The organism is Sedimenticola hydrogenitrophicus, from assembly GCF_029017505.1.
In the GTDB taxonomy this organism is placed as follows: Bacteria; Pseudomonadota; Gammaproteobacteria; order Chromatiales; family Chromatiaceae; genus Sedimenticola; species Sedimenticola hydrogenitrophicus_A.
In genome coordinates this window covers 15,968-34,870 of record NZ_JAQGEI010000042.1, presented here as the reverse complement: position 1 = coordinate 34,870, position 18,903 = coordinate 15,968, and the positions used below count along the sequence as shown (strand labels likewise).

15 protein-coding genes and 1 tRNA gene are annotated in these 18,903 nt (G+C 62.1%); 3 read left to right on the top strand and 13 right to left on the bottom strand.

All coding sequences use genetic code 11. The features are described 5' to 3' along the window. Nucleotides 1-164: 164 nt before the first annotated feature. Nucleotides 165-1,361: a Na+/H+ antiporter NhaA gene (gene nhaA, locus O9K64_RS20550; protein ID WP_275099982.1), complete on the top strand. Its 1,197-nt coding sequence runs from the start codon at nucleotides 165-167 to the stop codon at nucleotides 1,359-1,361. A 298-nt stretch (nucleotides 1,362-1,659) separates the two neighbouring features. Here the strand turns inward: nhaA and O9K64_RS20545 are convergent, their stop codons facing one another. The 10 genes from O9K64_RS20545 to O9K64_RS20500 form a co-directional block, all read right to left on the bottom strand. Beyond that, the gene (locus tag O9K64_RS20545; protein ID WP_275099981.1) at nucleotides 1,660-2,634 is read right to left on the bottom strand and encodes a quinone oxidoreductase family protein; all 975 of its coding nucleotides are present in this window, start codon (nucleotides 2,632-2,634) and stop codon (nucleotides 1,660-1,662) included. Nucleotides 2,635-2,976: 342 nt separating this feature from the next. Then, a complete protein-coding gene (gene phoU / locus O9K64_RS20540; protein ID WP_275099980.1) occupies nucleotides 2,977-3,705 on the bottom strand; it encodes a phosphate signaling complex protein PhoU in 729 nt (242 codons plus the stop codon). Between the two features lie 3 nt (nucleotides 3,706-3,708). Beyond that, nucleotides 3,709-4,455, bottom strand: a complete 747-nt coding sequence (pstB, locus tag O9K64_RS20535; protein WP_335342331.1) for a phosphate ABC transporter ATP-binding protein PstB — start codon at nucleotides 4,453-4,455, stop codon at nucleotides 3,709-3,711. Between the two features lie 217 nt (nucleotides 4,456-4,672). After that, nucleotides 4,673-5,971, bottom strand: a complete 1,299-nt coding sequence (gene pstA / locus O9K64_RS20530; protein ID WP_275099978.1) for a phosphate ABC transporter permease PstA — start codon at nucleotides 5,969-5,971, stop codon at nucleotides 4,673-4,675. Next, complete coding sequence (pstC, locus tag O9K64_RS20525) at nucleotides 5,964-7,352, bottom strand: phosphate ABC transporter permease subunit PstC (protein ID WP_275099977.1); 1,389 nt, start codon at nucleotides 7,350-7,352, stop codon at nucleotides 5,964-5,966. The genes pstA and pstC overlap by 8 nt, the downstream gene beginning before the upstream one ends. A 120-nt stretch (nucleotides 7,353-7,472) precedes the next feature. After that, a complete protein-coding gene (locus O9K64_RS20520) occupies nucleotides 7,473-8,519 on the bottom strand; it encodes a PstS family phosphate ABC transporter substrate-binding protein (protein ID WP_275099999.1) in 1,047 nt (348 codons plus the stop codon). A gap of 443 nt (nucleotides 8,520-8,962) precedes the next feature. Next, nucleotides 8,963-10,261, bottom strand: coding sequence for a phosphate regulon sensor histidine kinase PhoR (phoR, locus tag O9K64_RS20515; RefSeq protein ID WP_275099976.1), 1,299 nt, complete (start codon nucleotides 10,259-10,261; stop codon nucleotides 8,963-8,965). Continuing rightward, nucleotides 10,258-10,956 (bottom strand): phosphate regulon transcriptional regulator PhoB, encoded by a 699-nt coding sequence (gene phoB / locus O9K64_RS20510; protein WP_275099975.1) that lies wholly within the window; start codon nucleotides 10,954-10,956, stop codon nucleotides 10,258-10,260. The genes phoR and phoB overlap by 4 nt, the downstream gene beginning before the upstream one ends. 130 nt (nucleotides 10,957-11,086) lie before the next feature. Continuing rightward, a complete protein-coding gene (locus O9K64_RS20505) occupies nucleotides 11,087-11,419 on the bottom strand; it encodes a DUF2782 domain-containing protein (protein ID WP_275099974.1) in 333 nt (110 codons plus the stop codon). Nucleotides 11,420-11,816: 397 nt separating this feature from the next. Continuing rightward, a complete protein-coding gene (locus tag O9K64_RS20500) occupies nucleotides 11,817-12,530 on the bottom strand; it encodes a TIGR00730 family Rossman fold protein (protein WP_275099973.1) in 714 nt (237 codons plus the stop codon). Between the two features lie 473 nt (nucleotides 12,531-13,003). Between O9K64_RS20500 and rep the strand changes: the two genes are divergently transcribed. Then, entirely contained in the window at nucleotides 13,004-15,013 is a 2,010-nt protein-coding gene (gene rep, locus O9K64_RS20495; protein ID WP_275099972.1) for a DNA helicase Rep, read from the top strand. Nucleotides 15,014-15,375: 362 nt separating this feature from the next. Here rep and O9K64_RS23695 read toward each other — a convergent pair whose 3' ends face one another. Next, nucleotides 15,376-15,963 carry a c-type cytochrome gene (locus tag O9K64_RS23695; protein WP_335342330.1) on the bottom strand — a complete coding sequence of 196 codons (588 nt, stop codon included), beginning with the start codon at nucleotides 15,961-15,963 and terminating at the stop codon, nucleotides 15,376-15,378. 424 nt (nucleotides 15,964-16,387) lie between these two features. Between O9K64_RS23695 and O9K64_RS20485 the strand changes: the two genes are divergently transcribed. Beyond that, nucleotides 16,388-16,464: transfer RNA gene (locus O9K64_RS20485), tRNA-Arg, on the top strand. 319 nt (nucleotides 16,465-16,783) lie between these two features. On the opposite strand, the gene O9K64_RS20480 is transcribed toward O9K64_RS20485, so the two are convergent. Both O9K64_RS20480 and O9K64_RS20475 read right to left on the bottom strand, forming a co-directional pair. Beyond that, nucleotides 16,784-17,710, bottom strand: a complete 927-nt coding sequence (locus O9K64_RS20480; RefSeq protein ID WP_335342329.1) for a branched-chain amino acid ABC transporter permease — start codon at nucleotides 17,708-17,710, stop codon at nucleotides 16,784-16,786. Nucleotides 17,711-17,758: 48 nt separating this feature from the next. Then, on the bottom strand, nucleotides 17,759-18,676 hold the full coding sequence (locus tag O9K64_RS20475) for a branched-chain amino acid ABC transporter permease (RefSeq protein WP_275099971.1): 918 nt from the start codon (nucleotides 18,674-18,676) through the stop codon (nucleotides 17,759-17,761). Between the last annotated feature and the right edge of the window lie 227 nt (nucleotides 18,677-18,903).

Sequence of the window (18,903 nt, the reverse complement as noted above, 5' to 3'; positions counted from 1 at the left end):
TGGATAAGCCGGTAGGCGCATCCACCGCGGCGGTGGTGGATGCGCTGTCGCTTATCCACCCTACAAAAGTACCTTATCAAAGTGAAGTAGTACTAGTCGCAAACTCGCCACCCGGTGGACAGCGTCACCCCGCCGGGGCAACGGCCGCCAGACCAGGGAAATCCATGAGCAATTCACAAGAGATCTTCAGCCTCGACTTTTTCAAACTGGAATCGGCCGGCGGCATTATCCTGATGCTCGCCGCGGTATTGGCGCTGATCTTCGCCAATACCCCGTTGCAGACCTATTACGCACTGATCCTGGATACCCCCGTGGCGATCCGCATCGGCGCCTTCGAAATCGCCAAACCGCTGCTGTTGTGGATCAACGACGGCCTGATGGCGGTGTTTTTCTTCCTGGTCGGGCTGGAACTGAAACGCGAACTGCTCGAAGGCGAGCTGGCCGACCGGCGTAATATCATCCTGCCCGGGATCGGCGCCATCGGCGGCATGGCCGTACCCGCGGCGATCTACACCTTTTTCAATCTGGGAGACCACACCGCCATGGCGGGCTGGGCGATCCCGGCCGCCACCGATATCGCCTTCGCCCTGGGCGTGCTGATGCTGCTGGGATCGCGCGTTCCCACCTCGATCAAGATCTTCCTCACTTCGTTGGCCATATTCGACGATATCGGCGCCATCCTGATCATCGCGGTCTTCTATACCGCGAAGATCTCGCTCAGCGCCCTGATCCTGGTCGCCTGCTGCATCCCCCTGCTGCTGCTGTTCAACCGCCGTCGGGTGGAATCGAAGAGTCTCTATATCATGGTGGGGGTGGTCATGTGGGTCGCCATGCTGAAATCCGGCGTGCACGCCACCCTGGCCGGGGTAATCCTCGCCCTGTTCATCCCGATGCAATCGAAAGTCGATCCGCGCCAGTCACCGCTGAAGGAGATGGAACATGACCTGCACTCCGTGGTGGCGTTCTGGATACTGCCGATATTCGCCTTCGCCAACGCCGGCATCACCCTCACCGGCATCGGCATCGAGCAGCTCCTGCACAACGTGCCCGTCGGCATCGCCCTGGGGCTGTTCGTCGGCAAGCAGATCGGGGTGTTCGGTTTCTGCTGGCTGGCCATCCGGATTGGTCTGACCCAGTTGCCCCGGGGCATCTCCTGGAGTTCACTCTACGGCACCGCCGCCCTCTGCGGCATCGGCTTTACCATGAGCCTGTTCATCGGTTCACTGGCGTTTGAGGAGACCGACATCAACCTCATCTTCGATGAGCGGCTCGGCATCATTCTCGGCTCGCTGGCCTCCGGCCTGGTGGGCTACCTGGTGCTGCGGCGCAGCCTGCCCGCGTCCGCCAATCAAAGCCATTGAGTCATTACCGCCGCGACCCTACGTAATTTGTAGCCTGGATGGAGCCCGCGCCATGGGAGCTTAACCGGCGCACAACCCCGAACGGGCGAAATCCGGGGTGGTGCCAGGTCGAAGCACGCCCCCCGGATTCCGCCGCCGCGGGCGCATGCGATTCTCCTGTTGGGGGGTGACGGCTTCATCCAGGCTACGGTGCTGAGTTGATTCCACGTCCATCACCGTAGGAGCGGCTCTGCCGCGAACAACCATCGCGCCAGAGGCGCTCCTACAATCAGCCCCTCACTGGCCGGAGCAACGGCTGCTACGGCAGCAGCAGCGTCGCCCCGGTGGTCTGGCGCGCCTCCAGGTCGTGGTGCGCCTGAGCCACCTCGGCCAGCGGGTAGGTCTGGCCGATCCTGACCTTCACCGCCCCGGACTGCACCACGTCGAACAGATCCTGGGCGCACTCATTCAGCAGCTCACGGTTGCGAATATAGGTGGCCAGGGTCGGCCGTTGCAGGTAGAGCGAACCCTTCTGCGCCAGCAGCCCGATATTGAAATCGCTGATCGGCCCAGAGGCGTTACCGTAGCTGACGAAGGTGCCGGTGGGCCGCAGTGAATCGAGCGACGCCATCAGGGTCGCCTGGCCCACCGCATCATAGGCGGCCGCTACCCCGGCATTGCCGGTGATCTCGCGCACCCGGGCGGCCACATCCTCCTCCTTGTAGAGGATGGTGTGATGACAGCCGTTCTCCTGCGCCAACCGGGCCTTGTCGGCACTGCCGACGCAGCCGATCACCGTGGCGCCCAGGTGGTTGGCCCATTGGCACAGCAGGGTGCCGACGCCGCCGGCCGCGGCCATCACCAGGATGGCATCCCCGGCCTGCACCGGGAAGGAGCTCTTCAGCAGGTAGCGCGCCGTCATCCCCTGCAGCATCATGGCGGCGGCGGTTTGATCATCAATGGTGTCCGGCAACCTGACCAGCTTGTCCACCCCCATCAGCCGCGCGTTGCAGTAGGAGCCCAGCGCCATGGCGTAGGCCACCCGGTCGCCCGCGGCAAACCCGTCGACCCCGGCACCGACCGCCTCGATGACACCGGCCGCCTCCATGCCCAGGGTCTGCGGGAATCCCGCCACGGGGTAGAGCCCGGTACGCTGGTAGACGTCGATAAAGTTCAGGCCGATGGCGCTATGCCTTACCCTGACCTCGCCGGCCGCCGGCTCGCCGACCGCGACCGACTCCAGGGTCAGGACCTCCGGCCCTCCGTACTGATGGATACGTATTGCACTGTTCACGGGCGATCTCCTCCGGCTTGTTTGGGATTATCAGGAGAAGTTTAACCGCATTGACCCCGAGCGCCAGCGATAACTTAAATCTCGGAGATCATTTCGCGAGTCCCGAACCGTTGAATGCGCAGGATGGGGATGGACCAAGGATGGAAACGGATTATCGACCAGGGAAGGCTTGTAGGGTGGATAAGCCGGTAGGCGCATCTACCGAAGACATACCATGGGCGGGCGGCGCCAAGCCGATTGATCGGTGGATGCGCAAGTTTATCCACCCTACAGGTACTGCACTGTATTGACCTCGCCTGCCGGTAAAAACTGCCGCCGCCGGGCGAGCGCGCGCTGGTTCGATTATCTCAGCGACGCGGCGATCTCCGCCTCCACCGCCTCCAGATCCTTGTGACGGACGTCCTTGCCCTTCACCAGAAACACCACATAGCGACTGATATTCTTGGCGTGTCCGCCGATGCGCTCCAGGCCACGCAGTCCCAGCACCACATCCACCATGTGACCGACACTGCGGGCGTCCTCCATAATGAAGGTGGAGAGGCGACGCAGCGCCGAGCGGAAATCATCCGAGACCACACCGTCACGCCGGATTACATCCAGTGCCCGGTCGAGATCCAGCTCATCGAAGGCCATTACCGCATCCCCCACCATATCATTGACGAACGCCGCCATCCTGATCAGGTCCTGCAGCAACTGGTGGTTGGGTGGCGGCGCATCGCCCTCGTAGAAGCGGATGGTCAGGCGTGCCAGGCGCCGTGCCTGGTCGCCGATGCGCTCCAGATCGCCGACGATCTTGGCTATCGTCATGATCTCCCGCAGATCCCGCGCCATCGGCTGACGCTTGGCGATCAGCCGCAGGATCTCCTCGTCCGCCCTGATGTCCAGGGCGTCGATCTCACGATCGCTGACAATCACGTGCTGGGCCGCTACGACGTCCTCGTCTTCCAGTGACTGAATCGCCTCCCGCACCTGCTTGCAGGCCAGATCCTTGATCTCGATCACCAGCTGATGCAGGTGATTGAGGTCCTTGTTGTAGCTGCTGACGATGTGGCCGTCGGTCATCTCATTCATACCTTATCCGAACCTTCCGGTTATGTAGTCCTCCGTCAGGCGATGACGGGGAGTGGTGAAGATGTCATCGGTCTTGCCCACCTCGACCAGCTCGCCGAGGTGGAAATAGGCGGTGCGCTGGGAGACGCGCGCCGCCTGCTGCATGGAGTGGGTGACGATGGCGATGGTGTACTGCTCGCGCAGCTCATCGATCAGCTCCTCGATGCGGGCGGTGGCGATCGGGTCCAGGGCTGAACAGGGCTCGTCCATCAGGATCACTTCCGGGGCCACGGCGATGGTGCGCGCGATGCAAAGCCGCTGCTGCTGCCCCCCCGACAGACCGGTACCCACCTCATCCAGGCGGTCCTTCACCTCGTCCCACAGCCCCGCCTTCAGCAGCGCCTGCTCGACCACCTCATCCAGGTCATTCTTGTTGCTGGTCAGGCCATGGATACGCGGCCCGTAGGCCACGTTGTCATAGATCGACTTGGGGAACGGGTTGGGTTTCTGGAACACCATCCCCACCTGGGCGCGCAACGGCACCACATCCAGGCCGCTGTCGTAGATGTCCTGGTCATCCAGCCGGATCTCGCCCTCCACACGGCAGATATCGATGGTGTCGTTCATCCGGTTCAGGCAGCGCAGGAAGGTCGACTTGCCGCAGCCGGACGGGCCGATCATGGCAATCACCTCGTTCACGCCGATGTCCAGGCTGACGTTGTTGATCGCCAGCTTGTCGCCGTAGTAGACATTCACATTGCGCGCGGTCATGCGGGGGTCGGCGGAGGTGATGTCACCCACCGTGCCATTGATCGCCCGCGCGTCGTCCGCGACCGGGCTGAAACCGGCGGTGATGACACTCTTTCGGGCGGTGCCCAAGACCACCGTGTCTGGTGTTATGCTCAACATTTCGTCACTCCTGTTCTGCATTCAGCTGTCTACTCAGTTACTGCTCGTCAATTCAATATCCGCCCTGTATCGGCAGCGCTTACCAGCGGCGTTCGAAGCGCTTGCGCAAAATGACCGCAATCACATTCATCAGGATCAGGAAGCCCAGCAGCACCATGATGGCGGCCGAGGTCTTCTCCATGAACGCCCGTTCCGGGCTGTCGGCCCAGAGGAAGATCTGCACCGGCAGGACCGTGGCCGGATCCATGGCCCCGCCGGGAATGTCCACGATGAAGGCCACCATGCCGATCATCAGCAGCGGCGCGGTCTCGCCCAGGGCCTGGGCCATACCGATGATGGTGCCGGTCAGCATGCCGGGCATGGCCAGCGGCAGGACGTGGTGAAACACGGTCTGGGTGCGCGAGGCGCCAATACCCAGGGCCGCCTCGCGGATCGACGGCGGCACCGCCTTGAGCGCCGCGCGACTGGCGATGATGATGGTCGGCAGGGTCATCAGGGTCAGCACCATGCCGCCCACCAGCGGGGCCGAGCGCGGCAGGCCGAAGAAGTTGATGAACACCGCCAGGCCGAGCAGGCCGAAGACGATGGAGGGCACCGCCGCCAGATTGTTGATGTTGACCTCCACCAGGTCGGTCCAGCGGTTGCGCGGGGCGAACTCCTCCAGATAGAGCGCCGTCGCCACACCGATGGGAAACGACAGCAGCAGGGTGACGATCAGGGTGTAGAGGGAGCCCATCACGGCACCGCCGATTCCGGCCAGTTCCGGCTCGCGTGAATCGCCGCCGGTGAGGAAGCCGAGGTTGAACTGCTTTTCGATCGCCCCGCGGGCCTCCAGCTGCTCCACCCAGGCGAGCACCCGGTTCTTGATACGACGCTCCGACTCCGGCGCGTTGCGGTCGATACGCCCCTTCACCAGCATGTCGATATCGTCATCCGCCGGCAACCAGAGCGTCTGGCGGCTACCGATCAGTTCAGGATCACTCATCACCCGTTGCCGCAGCACCAGGGCGGCCCCGCTGCTGACCATGCCATAGAGCTCACGCTTCTCGCCGCGCCCCTTCACCTCCGGGTACAGGGTACGCAACGCGGTCTTGACCAGGGCGGCGTAATCGGCCGCCGACAGCGTGGCGGGATCGCGCGCCCCGGCCGGATCGATCACCTCCTGGCGGTACTCGATATCCAGCAGGATACGGGTCTGATAAAAGGCGCTATAACCGTGACTGATGATATTCAGGAACATCAGGGCAACAAACAGCAGGCCCAGGATCACCGCGGCCAAACCAAAGCGGCGAAAACGGCGCTCCCGGTTGTAGCGCTGCTTGAGGGTGGCATTGACCCGGTCAATGGTGCGGATCTGATCGACTGCAGGCTTATTCATAGGCTTCCCGATATTTTCTCACCACGTGCAGGGCCACCACATTGAGTACCAGGGTAATGAGGAACAGCAGCAGCCCCAGGGCGAAGGCGGCCAGGGTCTTGGGACTGTCGAACTCCTGATCGCCCACCAGCAGGGTGACGATCTGTACCGTTACCGTGGTCACGCTCTGCAGCGGGTTGGCGGTCAGATTGGCCGACAGTCCCGCTGCCATCACCACGATCATGGTCTCGCCGATGGCGCGGGAGACCGCCAGCAGGATGCCGCCGACAATGCCGGGCAGGGCCGCCGGCAGGATCACCTTGCGCACGGTTTCCGAATGGGTGGCACCGATCCCCAGGGAGGCGTCACGCATGCTCTGGGGCACCGCGTTGATCACATCGTCGGAGAGCGACGAGATGAACGGGATAATCATGATGCCCATCACCAGACCGGCCGCCAGGGCGCTCTCGGATGAGACATCCAGGCCCAGCAGCGCGCCGTTGTCGCGGATGAAGGGGGCCACGGTGAGGGCGGCGAAGAAGCCGTACACCACGGTCGGAATACCCGCCAGGATTTCCAGCAGCGGCTTGGCCCAGGCGCGGAACCGGGCACCGGCATACTCGGACAGATAGATTGCCGACATCAGGCCGATCGGCACCGCCACCAGCATGGCGATCAGGGCGATCAGCAGGGTGCCGGCAAACAGGGGGATGACGCCGAAGGCACCCGAGGACCCGACCTGGTCCTCGCGGATGGCCATCTGCGGACTCCAATCCAGACCGAACAGGAATTCGCCGATGGGCACCATTTCGAAGAAACGGATCGACTCGAACAGCACCGAGAGGACGATCCCCAGGGTGGTGAAGATGGCGATGGTGGAGCAGCCCACCAGCAGCCACTTGATCACCGACTCTACCCGGTTACGGGCGCGGAACGTCGGCGACACCAGGCGCCAGCCGACGGACAGGCCGAGCAGCGCCAGGCTCAGCACCACCACCACGGAGGCGGCGAAACTGGTCTGCCGCAGGCGCTGGTAATGGGCCGCCGCCCGCTCCATCTCCAGGCTCACTTCGCCGGAGACGATATTGCCCTGGGCCAGGTTCTGGATATCGTTGATCACCAGGCCCAGCTGGGCGGGGGGCAGCGCGCGCACCGCCTCCGGCAGATCCGCTATCACCAGATCCCGGATCACCCCGGACTGCAGGGAGACCCAGAGAAACAGCACCAGCAGCGCCGGCAAGCCGCACCAGATGGCGGTGAAGAAACCATAATAGGAGGGCAGCGAGTGGAGGTCACGCACGCCGCCGGGACCGCCCACCAACCGCTGGGAGCGGCGCATGCCCAACCGGTAGGCCAACGCCATCAGGCCCAGCAGGATCAGAATGAGTAGGGTGTTAGACATAATACTTCAGCAACAACGACTCAGCTTATCAACGGCAATGCCCTCTCCCGGTAACCGGGAGAGGGCCTTGTTACAGCACGTCGCGCCATGCATGCACAACGATTTGCATGAGCGATCGACTTACCTGGTCAGCTTGAGCAGATTCAGCCCCTTGACGTCGGCGGCGAACTGGTTGCGCTCCTGGTTTGGCATCGGGATCATGCCCTTGTCCACCAGATAGCCCTCGTCACCCCAGGCCTTATCGCTGGTAAATTCGGCGAGGTACTCCGCGATACCCGGGATCTTGCCGACGTGCGCCCTCTTCACATAGAAGAAGAGCGGACGCGACACTGGATAGCTGCCATCGGCGATGGCCTCGAAGGTCGGGGCAATCTTGTCGACGATGGAGCCCTGCACCTTGTCGGCATTCTGGTCGAGGAAGCTGAAGCCGAACACGCCCAGTGCCTTGGGGTTGCTCTCCAGTTTCTGCACGATCAGGTTGTCGTTCTCGCCCGCCTCGATATAGGCGCCATCCTCACGGATGGTGTGGCAGATTCCCTTGTAGGCCTTTTTGTCCTGCTTCTTCATCGCCTTGATGAAGTCGAAGGTCTTGCAGCCGCCTTCCATGGCCAGTTCCACGAAGGCGTCGCGGGTGCCGGAGGTGGGGGGCGGCCCCAGCACTTCGATCGCGGTGTCCGGCAGGCTGGCGTTGACATCCTTCCAGGTCTTGTAGGGGTTGTCGATCAGCTCGCCGCCGCCGTTCAGGTTCGGTACCTTCTTGGCCAGCGCCAGGAATACATCCCGGCGGGTCAGCTGCATCAGCGGCGCGGATTTTGAGTTGGCGATGACGATACCGTCATAACCGACCTTCACCTCGACGATGTCGGTGACGCCGTTCTTGGCGCAATTCTCGACTTCCGAGCTCTTGATCCGGCGTGACGCGTTGGTGATATCGGGATGCTCGACGCCAACACCGGCACAGAACAGCTTGAGGCCGCCGCCGGAACCGGTGGACTCGACCTTGGGGGTCTTGAAGGCGGTGGTCTTGCCGAAGGTCTCGGCGACCACGGTGGAGAACGGGTAAACGGTGGACGAGCCGACGATCGAGATATAGTCGCGCGAGGCGGCTTGGGCGGTGGTGACGGCGGTGGCAGCCAGGGCGGCAGCCAGGAAGATACGATTGTTGATCACTGAGACCTCCAGGTCATTTGGGTAATTGCTGTTTTCAACCTGGAGGAGATTATCGGGATCTTTTGTTACAGGAATCTTGGTTTAATATTACAGTTTTATGACAGTGCCTCCCCCCCTTCAAACTTCAAACGTAACTACTCATGGGGTAAGGATGTAGGGTGGATAAGCCGGTAGGCGCATGCCACCCTCAGGTCCGTAAAGGGTACATCCATGTACCACTCCTCACCAATGCTCACGGGGTGATTGGCCTGCCTTGTTGGCCGATCTTGATGGCGCCTCGAATCCGGCCCCTTTTTCAGATTCAAGCCTGCCCTTGTTTGAGCGAAGCGAGTTTGGGCAGGCGCTGAAAATGGGGCCGGATTCGAGGAAGCAAGCCATCATGTGAGGCCGGCAAGGCAGGCCAATCACTTACAGACCGGGTGAGTAGTGACCTTCAAACTTCAGGAAGCCACCCGGGCATGCGGAAACCGGCAAGTAAAGACACTCCCCTTGCCCGGCTCGCTCTCGACCACCAGCTTGCCATCGTGCCGGCTCAGTACGTGCTTGACGATCGCCAGGCCAAGCCCGGTGCCGCCGCTCTCCCGGGAGCGCCCCACGTCCACCCGGTAGAAGCGCTCGGTCAGGCGCGGGATGTGTTCGGGGGCAATGCCGATACCGCTGTCGCTGACGGAGAAACAGGGGCCGTTGCCCGACAGCCACCAGCGGATGCGGATATCCCCACCCTCCGGGGTGTAGCGAACCGCGTTATAGACCAGATTGGCGAAGGCGCTCTCCAGCTCATGGCAGTTGCCCACCAGGCGCAGCCGCTCGTCGGCCTCCAGGCTGATCCGGTGCCCCTGGTCGCCACTCAGGTGGCGCGCTCCCTCGACTATCCCGCGCAGCATCGGATAGATCCCGACCACGCCCTGCCCCTCGTTGCTGCGCTGGGTCTCCAGTCGCGAGAGCAGCAGCAGGTCCTCCACGATCCGCTGCATGCGCAGGGTCTGGATCTGCATCTGGCCGAGGATCCGTTTCCAGGGTCCGAGAAACGCCTCGCGGCTCTCCAGCATGGTCTCCACATAGCCGTGCACCACGGTCAGGGGGGTGCGGATCTCGTGGGAGACGTTGGCCACAAAGTCGCGGCGGACGATCTCCAACTGGTGCAGCCGGGTAATGTCCCGCGCCTGCAGCAGGCGCTTGCCCTTGCCATAGGGGACGATACGCACCTCCAGGCTGACATTGGCATTGACCGGCGCCGGCATCTGTAGCGGCCGGCCGTAGTGGCCGGTGTGCAGATAATTCAGGAACACCGGATCGGAGATCAGGTCGTCGATCAGCGCCCCCTTGTCCCGTTTCCGGTCCAGACCGAGAAATTCCGCCGCCACGCTGTTCCACCAGTCGATCCGCCCCTCATCGTTCAGTACCAGGGTGGCGTCGGGCAGGGCCCCGGTGGATTCCAGGAACCCGCTGAGCATGCGGCTGAGTTTGCGTTTGCGTTTCTGGCCGCGGCCGGAGAGTTCGTCCACCCGCCGCATCAGGGGACGCCAGATACCGAACAGATGGGGGCGCGGGTGACTCTTGGGCTTGCCGAGCCAGCGGGTGAAGCGATAGAGCTGGTACAGGTGCCAGGCGAGGTAGAGGCTCAGGCCGCCCCAGAGGAGGATGGCCAGATGGCCGATGCCCAGACCGAGGGGTATGAGCAGCAGGGTGATAAATCCGACACCGACCAGTTCACTCCGCCACGCCTGGTCCAAACTCATCGAGTAGTGACCTGCTCCGAGAATCGATAACCTGCGCCGCGGACCGTCTGGATCAGCCCGTCCATTTCGAAGGGTTCGAGGGCCTGGCGCAGGCGCCGGATATGCACATCCACCGTGCGTTCCTCTATATACACATTGGTGCCCCACACCTTGTCCAGCAGCCGGGAGCGGCTGTAGACCTTGTCCCGATGGGTCATGAAGAAGTGCAGCAGCTTGAATTCGGTGGGTCCCAGCTCGATAGGCCGATCGTCCATGGTGACCCGGTAGGAGACCGGATCCAGGCGCATCCCGCCCGCCTGCACCGCCTCCTCGGTGGCATGCGGGGCGACCCGGCGCAGGATCACCTTGATGCGGGCCGCCAGCTCCTTGGGCGAGAACGGCTTGGTGACGTAATCCTCGGCGCCGCACTCCAGCCCGCGCACCTTGTCATCCTCCTCGCCGCGGGCGGTGAGCATGATGATCGGGATATCGCGGGTGACCGGATCCTGCTTCAGTTCCCGGGTGTACTCCACCCCGCTGATGCCCGGCAACATCCAGTCCATCAGGATCATATCCGGCGGCACAGCCGCCATGCGCTCCTTCGCCTCGTCCACACTCGCCGCGCCGATCACGTCGTAACCGGACTGCTCAAGCACGAACTGGATCATCTCCCGTACCGCGGATTCATCTTCAACGACCAGTATCTTTGTCGCCATGTCAGCTCACTCTGCCTTCTGTCATTCAGCCTGGGAGCGAATATTACACAGTTGCAACATTACAGTTTGATGACAGGCGTTCCCACCAACCGCGCCGACAGTCCCCTGGAGCAGTCGGGTCGGTAAGCGGTCACCAGCTGAACAGCACCCACTGCGGGATGGAGATGTTGCCCGGACGCGCCTCTTCACGCACATCCAGCTCGCCATCACCATCGCTGTCCAACAGATAGTAGGCCGGACCGGCAATCGGGGTGATCTTCACCATGTAGAGCCGGCCGTTGATGCGGTACTCCTCGGTGGTACCGCGGTCGCTCTCGATAATGGTCACCTCCGGCTCCAGCACCTCGCCGCTCTCCACCTTGGGCGGCAGATCCGGTGACTGGGGCTGCGGGGCCGACTCCTCGGCGAGAAGCTGATACGGCGCAATCAGCAAAAGCAGTGTGACCAGCAATGTTTTTTTCATTTTGTTCTCGTTTCCTTGTGTCCGGGCAACCTGTCCCAATAGGTAGCAGATTCTGCCCTCGATTTCTGAGACCCGGGTCCAACACCGGCATGCTGCCGGCCCAAACCCATAATAATTTGGACGGCAAACCGTCGGTGGTGTTCCCTACTTTAAGTCTAGTCACCCCGTTCCGAATTACCTGTACCGCGTCGATCCGGCCTGCTGCAGGCCGGAGGCAGGCCGGAAGCGGAATCATATTAGGCCATTGCAGGGAAAAATTGTACCTAATGTTCGGATGCAGACGGGATGCGATGCAAGGCGCGACGAGCGCGGTGTGGCTGGCCCACACAAGCGAGGAGTAACGCCGCAGCGCACCCGTATGCGCCGCACAAAGGTACAATTTTGACCGGAAATGGCCTTACAGTTCCAGGAGGATTTCCTGCTCGGAGAGCGAGGGTTCGAAGCCACGCGACTCATAGTGGGTAAAAATGGCGTCCACCACCTCCTGGGGCTCCTCGCAGATCTGCACCAGATCCAGCTCACTGGCCGAAATGGTGCCGCTGACGCACAGGGTGTTGCGCATCCATTCCAGCAGGCCGCTCCAGAACCCGGCATTGACCAGGATGATGGGGATGCGCCGGGTCTTGCCAGTCTGGATCAGGGTGAGGATCTCGGCAAACTCGTCCAGGGTGCCGAAGCCGCCCGGCATCACCACGTAGGCCGAGGCGTATTTCACGAACATCACCTTGCGCGAGAAGAAGTGTTTGAAATGCAGCGAGATATCCTGGTAGGCGTTGGGCAGCTGCTCCTTCGGCAGCTCGATATTGAGCCCCACGCTGGGCGCCCGTCCGCGATGACCGCCCTTGTTGGCCGCCTCCATGATGCCGGGACCGCCGCCGCTGACCACCGCGAAGCCGCTCTCCGACAACAGATAGGCGATCTGTTCCGCCTTCAGATAGTCCGGGCTCTCCCGCCCGGCGCGCGCCGAACCGAAGATACTGACCGCAGGCCAGATGCCCGAGAGCTGTTCGAAGCCCTCGACAAACTCCGCCATGATCTGGAACACCTTCCAGGACTCGCGGGAGAGTTGGCTCTGTTGTGGCCGCTCGCTGTAATCTTTGTTCTTCGCCATCTGGTCTATTCCTCGTCTTTTCCGCATAATACCGCCAGTGACCTGCCGGCGCTCCCATCCGAATAGTGGCACCCAAATTACCAGATTCTATCCTGTTTTCTGTTCACGGGCCGCGAAAGCTCCGCTCCGTGGCACCGAATGCGGGGAGTTATTCATTCGCGCAGGGGGTCGGAGTCAAATTTGATCAAGGAAACGGGGTATGTCATACGACAATGTTCATCAAATTTGACTCCGACCCGAATGGCACTTACTTAAGCCAAGAACCACCGTCATCCCGGCGCAGGCCGGAGGAGTGGTGCAGGGATGCACCGTTTACGGACCTAAGGATGGCATCCAGACCGCTTAGTGGTGGCGGTATTCCTGGATTCCGGCCTGCGCCGGAATGACGAAAATCTTGCAATTCGCCTTAAGTAAGTGCCATTTGACTCCGCCCCCTATAGGAAGTAACTCTTGCACGAGCCCTTAAATTAGCGATGTCCGACCTAAACCCCAGTCAGCAAGAGGCTGCCCGACACATCGATTCCCCGCTGCTGGTGCTGGCCGGGGCCGGTTCGGGCAAGACCCGGGTGATCACCCGCAAGATCGCCTACCTGATCGAAACCATCGGCATGCAGCCGCGCCACATCACCGCCGTCACCTTCACCAACAAGGCGGCGCGGGAGATGAAGGAGCGGGTCGCGGCCCTGCTGCGGGGAAAAAACGCCAAGGGGCTCGGCATCTCCACCTTCCACACCCTGGGACTCAACATCATCCGCCGCGAGCACAAGCTGCTGGGGCTGAAATCCGGGTTCAGCATTTTCGATGCCCAGGATGCCGAGGGGTTGCTCAAGGAGCTGCTGCGCAAGGGCGCGGGGGACGACGAGGTGGCCTCCAGCTACCAGTGGCGCATCTCCGAATGGAAGAACGACATGCTCAGCCCGGAGGAGGCCCTGTCCCGCGCCGAGAGTGACCTGGACCAGCGCTCGGCGCTGCTCTACGCCCACTACCAGCGCTCCCTGCGCGCCTTCAACGCGGTGGATTTCGACGACCTGATCCTGCTGCCGGTGCGGCTGTTCCGCGAGTCCCCCGACACCCTGGAGCAGTGGCAGAACCGCATCCGCCACCTGCTGGTGGACGAGTACCAGGACACCAACCTGAGCCAGTACGAACTGGTGCGGCAGCTGGTGGGGGTGCGCCAGTCCCTCACCGTGGTAGGCGACGACGACCAGTCGATCTACGCCTGGCGCGGCGCCCGGCCGGAGAACCTGATCCGCCTGAAGGAGGATTTCCCGCGCCTCAAGGTGGTCAAGCTGGAGCAGAACTACCGCTCCTCGGGACGCATCCTCAAGGCCGCCAACACCCTGATCGCCAACAACCCCCACGTGTTCGAGAAACGCCTCTGGTGCGACCTGGGCCCGGGCGAGCCGATCCGCGTGATGAGCTGCAAGAACGAGCTGCACGAGGCGGAGAAGGTGGTCTCGGAGATCATCCACCACAAATTCACCTCCGGTGCCGCCCACGGCGACTACGCCATCCTCTATCGCGGCAACCACCAGGCCAAGCTGTTCGAGTCGGCCCTGCGCCAGCACAACATCCCCTACTTCCTGAGCGGCGGCACCTCGTTCTTCAGCCGCGCCGAGATCAAGGACGTGATGGCCTACCTGCGCCTGCTAGCCAACCCGGAGGACGACGCCGCCTTTCTGCGTATCGTCAACACCCCGCGGCGCGAGATCGGTGCCAGCACCCTGGAGCGGCTCGGCAGCTACGCCACCGAGCGCGATGCCAGCCTGCTGGCCGCCTGCGACGAACTGGGACTGGAGCAGCACCTCTCGGCGCGGCCGCTGGAGCGCCTGCGCGAGTTTGCCGGCTGGGTCCGGCAGTTCCAGCAGCGGGCGGAGCGCGACCACCCGGTCGAGACCGTGCGCGACCTGCTCAAGGAGCTGCAGTACGAGGATTGGCTGTACGAAAAGGCCTCCAGTGACAAGGTGGCGGAACGGCGCTGGGAAAATGTCCTGGAGCTGGTGCAATGGCTGGACCATCTGCACAAGGGCGACAAGGTGGGTGAGAGCCTGGCCGAGATGGTGAGTCACCTGGCGCTGCAGGACATCCTGGAGCGGCAGGACGACGACAGCGGCAACGACCAGGTGCACCTGATGACCCTGCACGCCTCCAAGGGGCTGGAGTTCCCCCATGTCTTCCTGGTGGGTGTGGAGGAGGAGTTGCTGCCGCACAAGAGCAGCATCGAGGAGGACAATATCGAGGAGGAGCGGCGCCTCGCCTACGTCGGCATCACCCGCGCCCAGCGCACCCTCACCATCAGCTTTGCCGAGAAGCGCAAGCGCTTCGGCGAGATCATCGCCTGCGCCCCGAGCCGCTTCCTGGCCGAACTGCCGGAGGCCGACCTGAAGTGGGAGGGGCGCCAGGGCGACAGCCTCTCCAGGGAGGAGAAACAGGAACGGGGCAACGCCCACCTGGCCAACCTGCGCTCGCTGCTGGGCCGGTAGGCGACTGTCGGACCTGACGCCAATCCAGCGCGAATACCCGCTGCCGCCCCCTCGTTCCCACCGTTTGACGGCCGTGGATGCGTCCCCCCTCGTTCCCACGCTCCGCGTGGGAATGCATATCCACCGTTTGACGGCCGTGGATGCGTTGGGTTACGCGGCGCCCAGGCATTGTTGTGGTCTGGACGTGCAGTGCCAGTGCGCCGCTAACCCAACCTACGGGCTGGTTACCCCCTCGTTCCCACGCTCCGCGTGGGAATGCATACCCACTGTTGACGGCCGTGGACGCGTTGGGTTACGGGCTGGTCGCACAACCAAAAAGGGCATGCCGTGGCATGCCCTTTTGTCGTCCAGAGCCTGACGCCCTAGCGCGGCTGCTTGCTCAGCCAGGCGGCGATCGCCTGCATCTCCTCGTCGGATACCGTCGCCATGATCCCCTTCATCACCGCACTCTGGCCGTTGCTGCGGGCACCGCTCTTGATATCCTTCATCTGATTCACAATGTACGGCTCCGGCAGGGCGGCCACCTTGGGATAGGTGGGCATGATCGGCGCCGTGCCGCCGGCACCATGACAGGCAACGCAGCCCTTGGCGGTATAGAGTGCCGCACCCGAATCGGCTGATGCAGCCGGTGCTGCCGGCGCGGCGGTGGCCGGGGCCGACTCCGCCGGAGTGACGGCCGCTTCGGTTGCAGCCGCCGGGGCAGCCTCTTCAGGTGCGGGCGCTTCGGCTGCAGCCGCCGGGGTAGCCGCTTCAGGTGTGGGCGCCGCGGCGGGAGCGGCGGCGGGGGTCTCGGCCACCTGGGCCTGTCCCTCGATCGCGACCTGACCGACCGGCTTGATACGCTCGATCACCTCGGCCCGTTCCTGCGCCATCAAGGGGGTGCTCACAATCAGGGCGGCGATGGCCGCTAGGGACATACTCTTGAACAGGGATACACCGTTAGGGCTCACAATCTAACTCCTTATACTTCAGGACCAAATGAACGGGCGTCTGGCGCCATGCATCGGCCCCGCCCCCGATTTAAGGGCTCGCGCAAGAATAAGTTCCTCTATTCGGTCGTCCCTGGACCCCGCTGGCAGCGTTACGCTTTTTGCCAAGGGAACAGCTTTGTCCAGGGATGGACTTATGCCGCGGAGGCCATGCCTGCAAAACGTGCCTTGCCAGCGGGGCCCAGGAACGCCCTCGGTACCACGGAATTATTCTTGCGCGAGCCCTAACGGGGCGCAGTATAGCGACAACCGCCATAAAGATCGACCGTCAAGCCGGTCTCCCCGCCTGGAAATAGGCGCCATGGGATAGACGCCACCGGTACCTCAGGGTAAGATACGCCCTCTTCGGCCGCCGCTGCCCCAAAACGGTGGTCCACGATCGCAAGCGCCCGTAGCTCAGCTGGATAGAGTACTGCCCTCCGAAGGCAGGGGTCACAGGTTCGAATCCTGTCGGGCGCGCCAATTCCCTTTGTATTTCAATATAATACCCACGGCTTCCGTCATTGTTGCACGCCGGCATGCGCGGCCTTGCGGGCCAATAAGCATCTTTAGCTCTCAAGTTTCGGAGTTCAAAAGGCGTCGTTCAGGGCGGGCTACCCCCTTTCCGGGACCGTCGGAGGCAGGAGGAGTGGTACAGGGATGTACCGTTTACGGAGCCGAGGATGCCATGCCGACGCCGAGCGTACAGGGACGTATTCACAGCGTGTCCCGGAAAGGGGGTGGCCCGCCCGGCATTTGGAACCGAACTCCGAAACTTGAGTTTAGCCTCGTTGGTCGAGACCTATTGGTTGCGCCGTGGCCAGCGCGCCTGGAGTTCGCCCACGATACCGCGCCGGAACGCCAACACGCAGACGACAAAGATGACACCGATGATAATGGTGACCAGAGAACCCAACGAACTGAGGTAGTTCTGCAGTGACAGTACGACGGTGGCGCCAACCGCCGGCCCAAAGATAGTGCCCATACCCCCGAGAAGCGTCATCAACACCACCTCGCCGGACATTTGCCAGGTGACGTCGGTCAGGCTCGCCACCTGCACCACCAGCGCCTTGGTGCCACCCGCGAGACCTGACAGGGTAGCGGAGAGCACAAACACAACCAGTTTGTAATAATCCACCCTATAGCCCAGTGACATCGCGCGCGTTTCGTTTTCCCGTATGGCCTTCAGGATCTGGCCAAATGGCGAATGCACGATGCGCCAGACCGCAAACAGGCCGAACAGAAAGATCGCAAGCACGAAGAAGTAGAGGGTCCGGTTATCGGAGAGGTCAATAAAACCGAAAAGCGCCCCGCGCGGCACCGCCTGTATACCATCCTCGCCGCCGGTGAACGGAAGCTGCAGTGCGGCGAAGAAAACCATTTGCGAAAGCGCCAGAGTAATCATGGCAAAGTAAATCCCCTGACGGCGTATGGCGACATAGGCGAACAGATAGCCCAACAGCGCCGAGTTCAGGGTGGCGGCCAGAATGGCCAGCTCCGGGGTGAATCCCCACACCTTCAGCGCATGCGCGGAGATATAGGATGCCGAGCCGAAGAATGCCGCATGGCCAAATGAGAGCAGCCCGGTAAATCCCAACAGCAGGTTGAAGGCGCAGGCGAACAGTGCGAAACACATCGCCTTCATCAGGAAGACGGGATAGATGAATTGTGGCAGGACCAGCAGTGCGCCCAGCACGATAATACCGGCCACGATGGTCATTCGTGGCATATCGACAATCCGTGGCAAACGACGTTGCAGACTGGATGACCACATAGCTTAATTCTCCCTTCCGAACAGACCCGCCGGCCGCATCAGCAGCACAACAATCATGATCGCAAAAACCACTACACCGGAGGCCTCCGGATAGGCGATCCTGGCCAGTGCCTCGACTATACCGAGTCCAAAACTGGTGATAATGGAACCCAGGATTGAACCCATGCCGCCGATTACCACCACGGCAAATACCACAATTATCAGATTCGAACCCATGTGCGGGGTGAGTGCCTGCACTCCGGCGGCAAGCACGCCGGCAAACCCGGCCAGGGCCACGCCAAAACCGTATGTCAGGGTGATCAGCACAGAGACATTGATACCGAAGGAACGCACCAGCGCGGGATTCTCCGTGGCGGCGCGCAGATAGCTCCCAAGCCGGGTCCGCTCGATGGCGTACCAGGTACCGAAACAGCAGACGATGGAGACAGCAACAATCCACAGGCGATAGAGCGGAATCATCATCATGTCGCGCTCATTACCGGTAATCATGGCCAGCGGTATGCGCTGCGCACCGGCGAGTGCCTGGGGTTTTTCATAGGGCAGTCCCGAGGAACCGAAGACACTGACAAAGAGACCTTCGATGATCAACACCAGTCCGAAGGTGAGCAGCAATCCATAGAGATGGTCCAGGTCGTAGAGCCAGCGCAAAAAGGCGCGCTCGATGACCACCCCCAGCAAACCCATGATGAGTGGCACCAGTAGCAGCGCCCACCAGTAAGAGATACCGGCAATATCCAACAGCAGCCAGGCGAGAAATGCCCCCATCATGTACTGCGCGCCGTGGGCAAAATTGATGACGTTCAACATGCCGAAGATCACCGCAAGCCCCAGGCTGAGCAGTGCATAGAATGCACCGTTTTGCAGGCCGATCAAAAACTGCAACCCAAAATACGATACAGGAAGGTCAAATATTGTCGTCATCGCTCTTCACCCACGGAGACAGCAAAGTATTGGGGCCTGGAAAGAATGGCACTTACTTAAGCCAAGAACCACAGTCATCCCGGCGCAGGCCGGAGGAGTGGTGCAGGGATGCACCGTTTACGGACCTAAGGATGGCATCCAGACTGCTTAATGGTGGCGGTATTCCTGGATTCCGGCCTGCGCCGGAATGACGAAGATCCTGCAATTCGCCTTAAGTAAGTGCCATT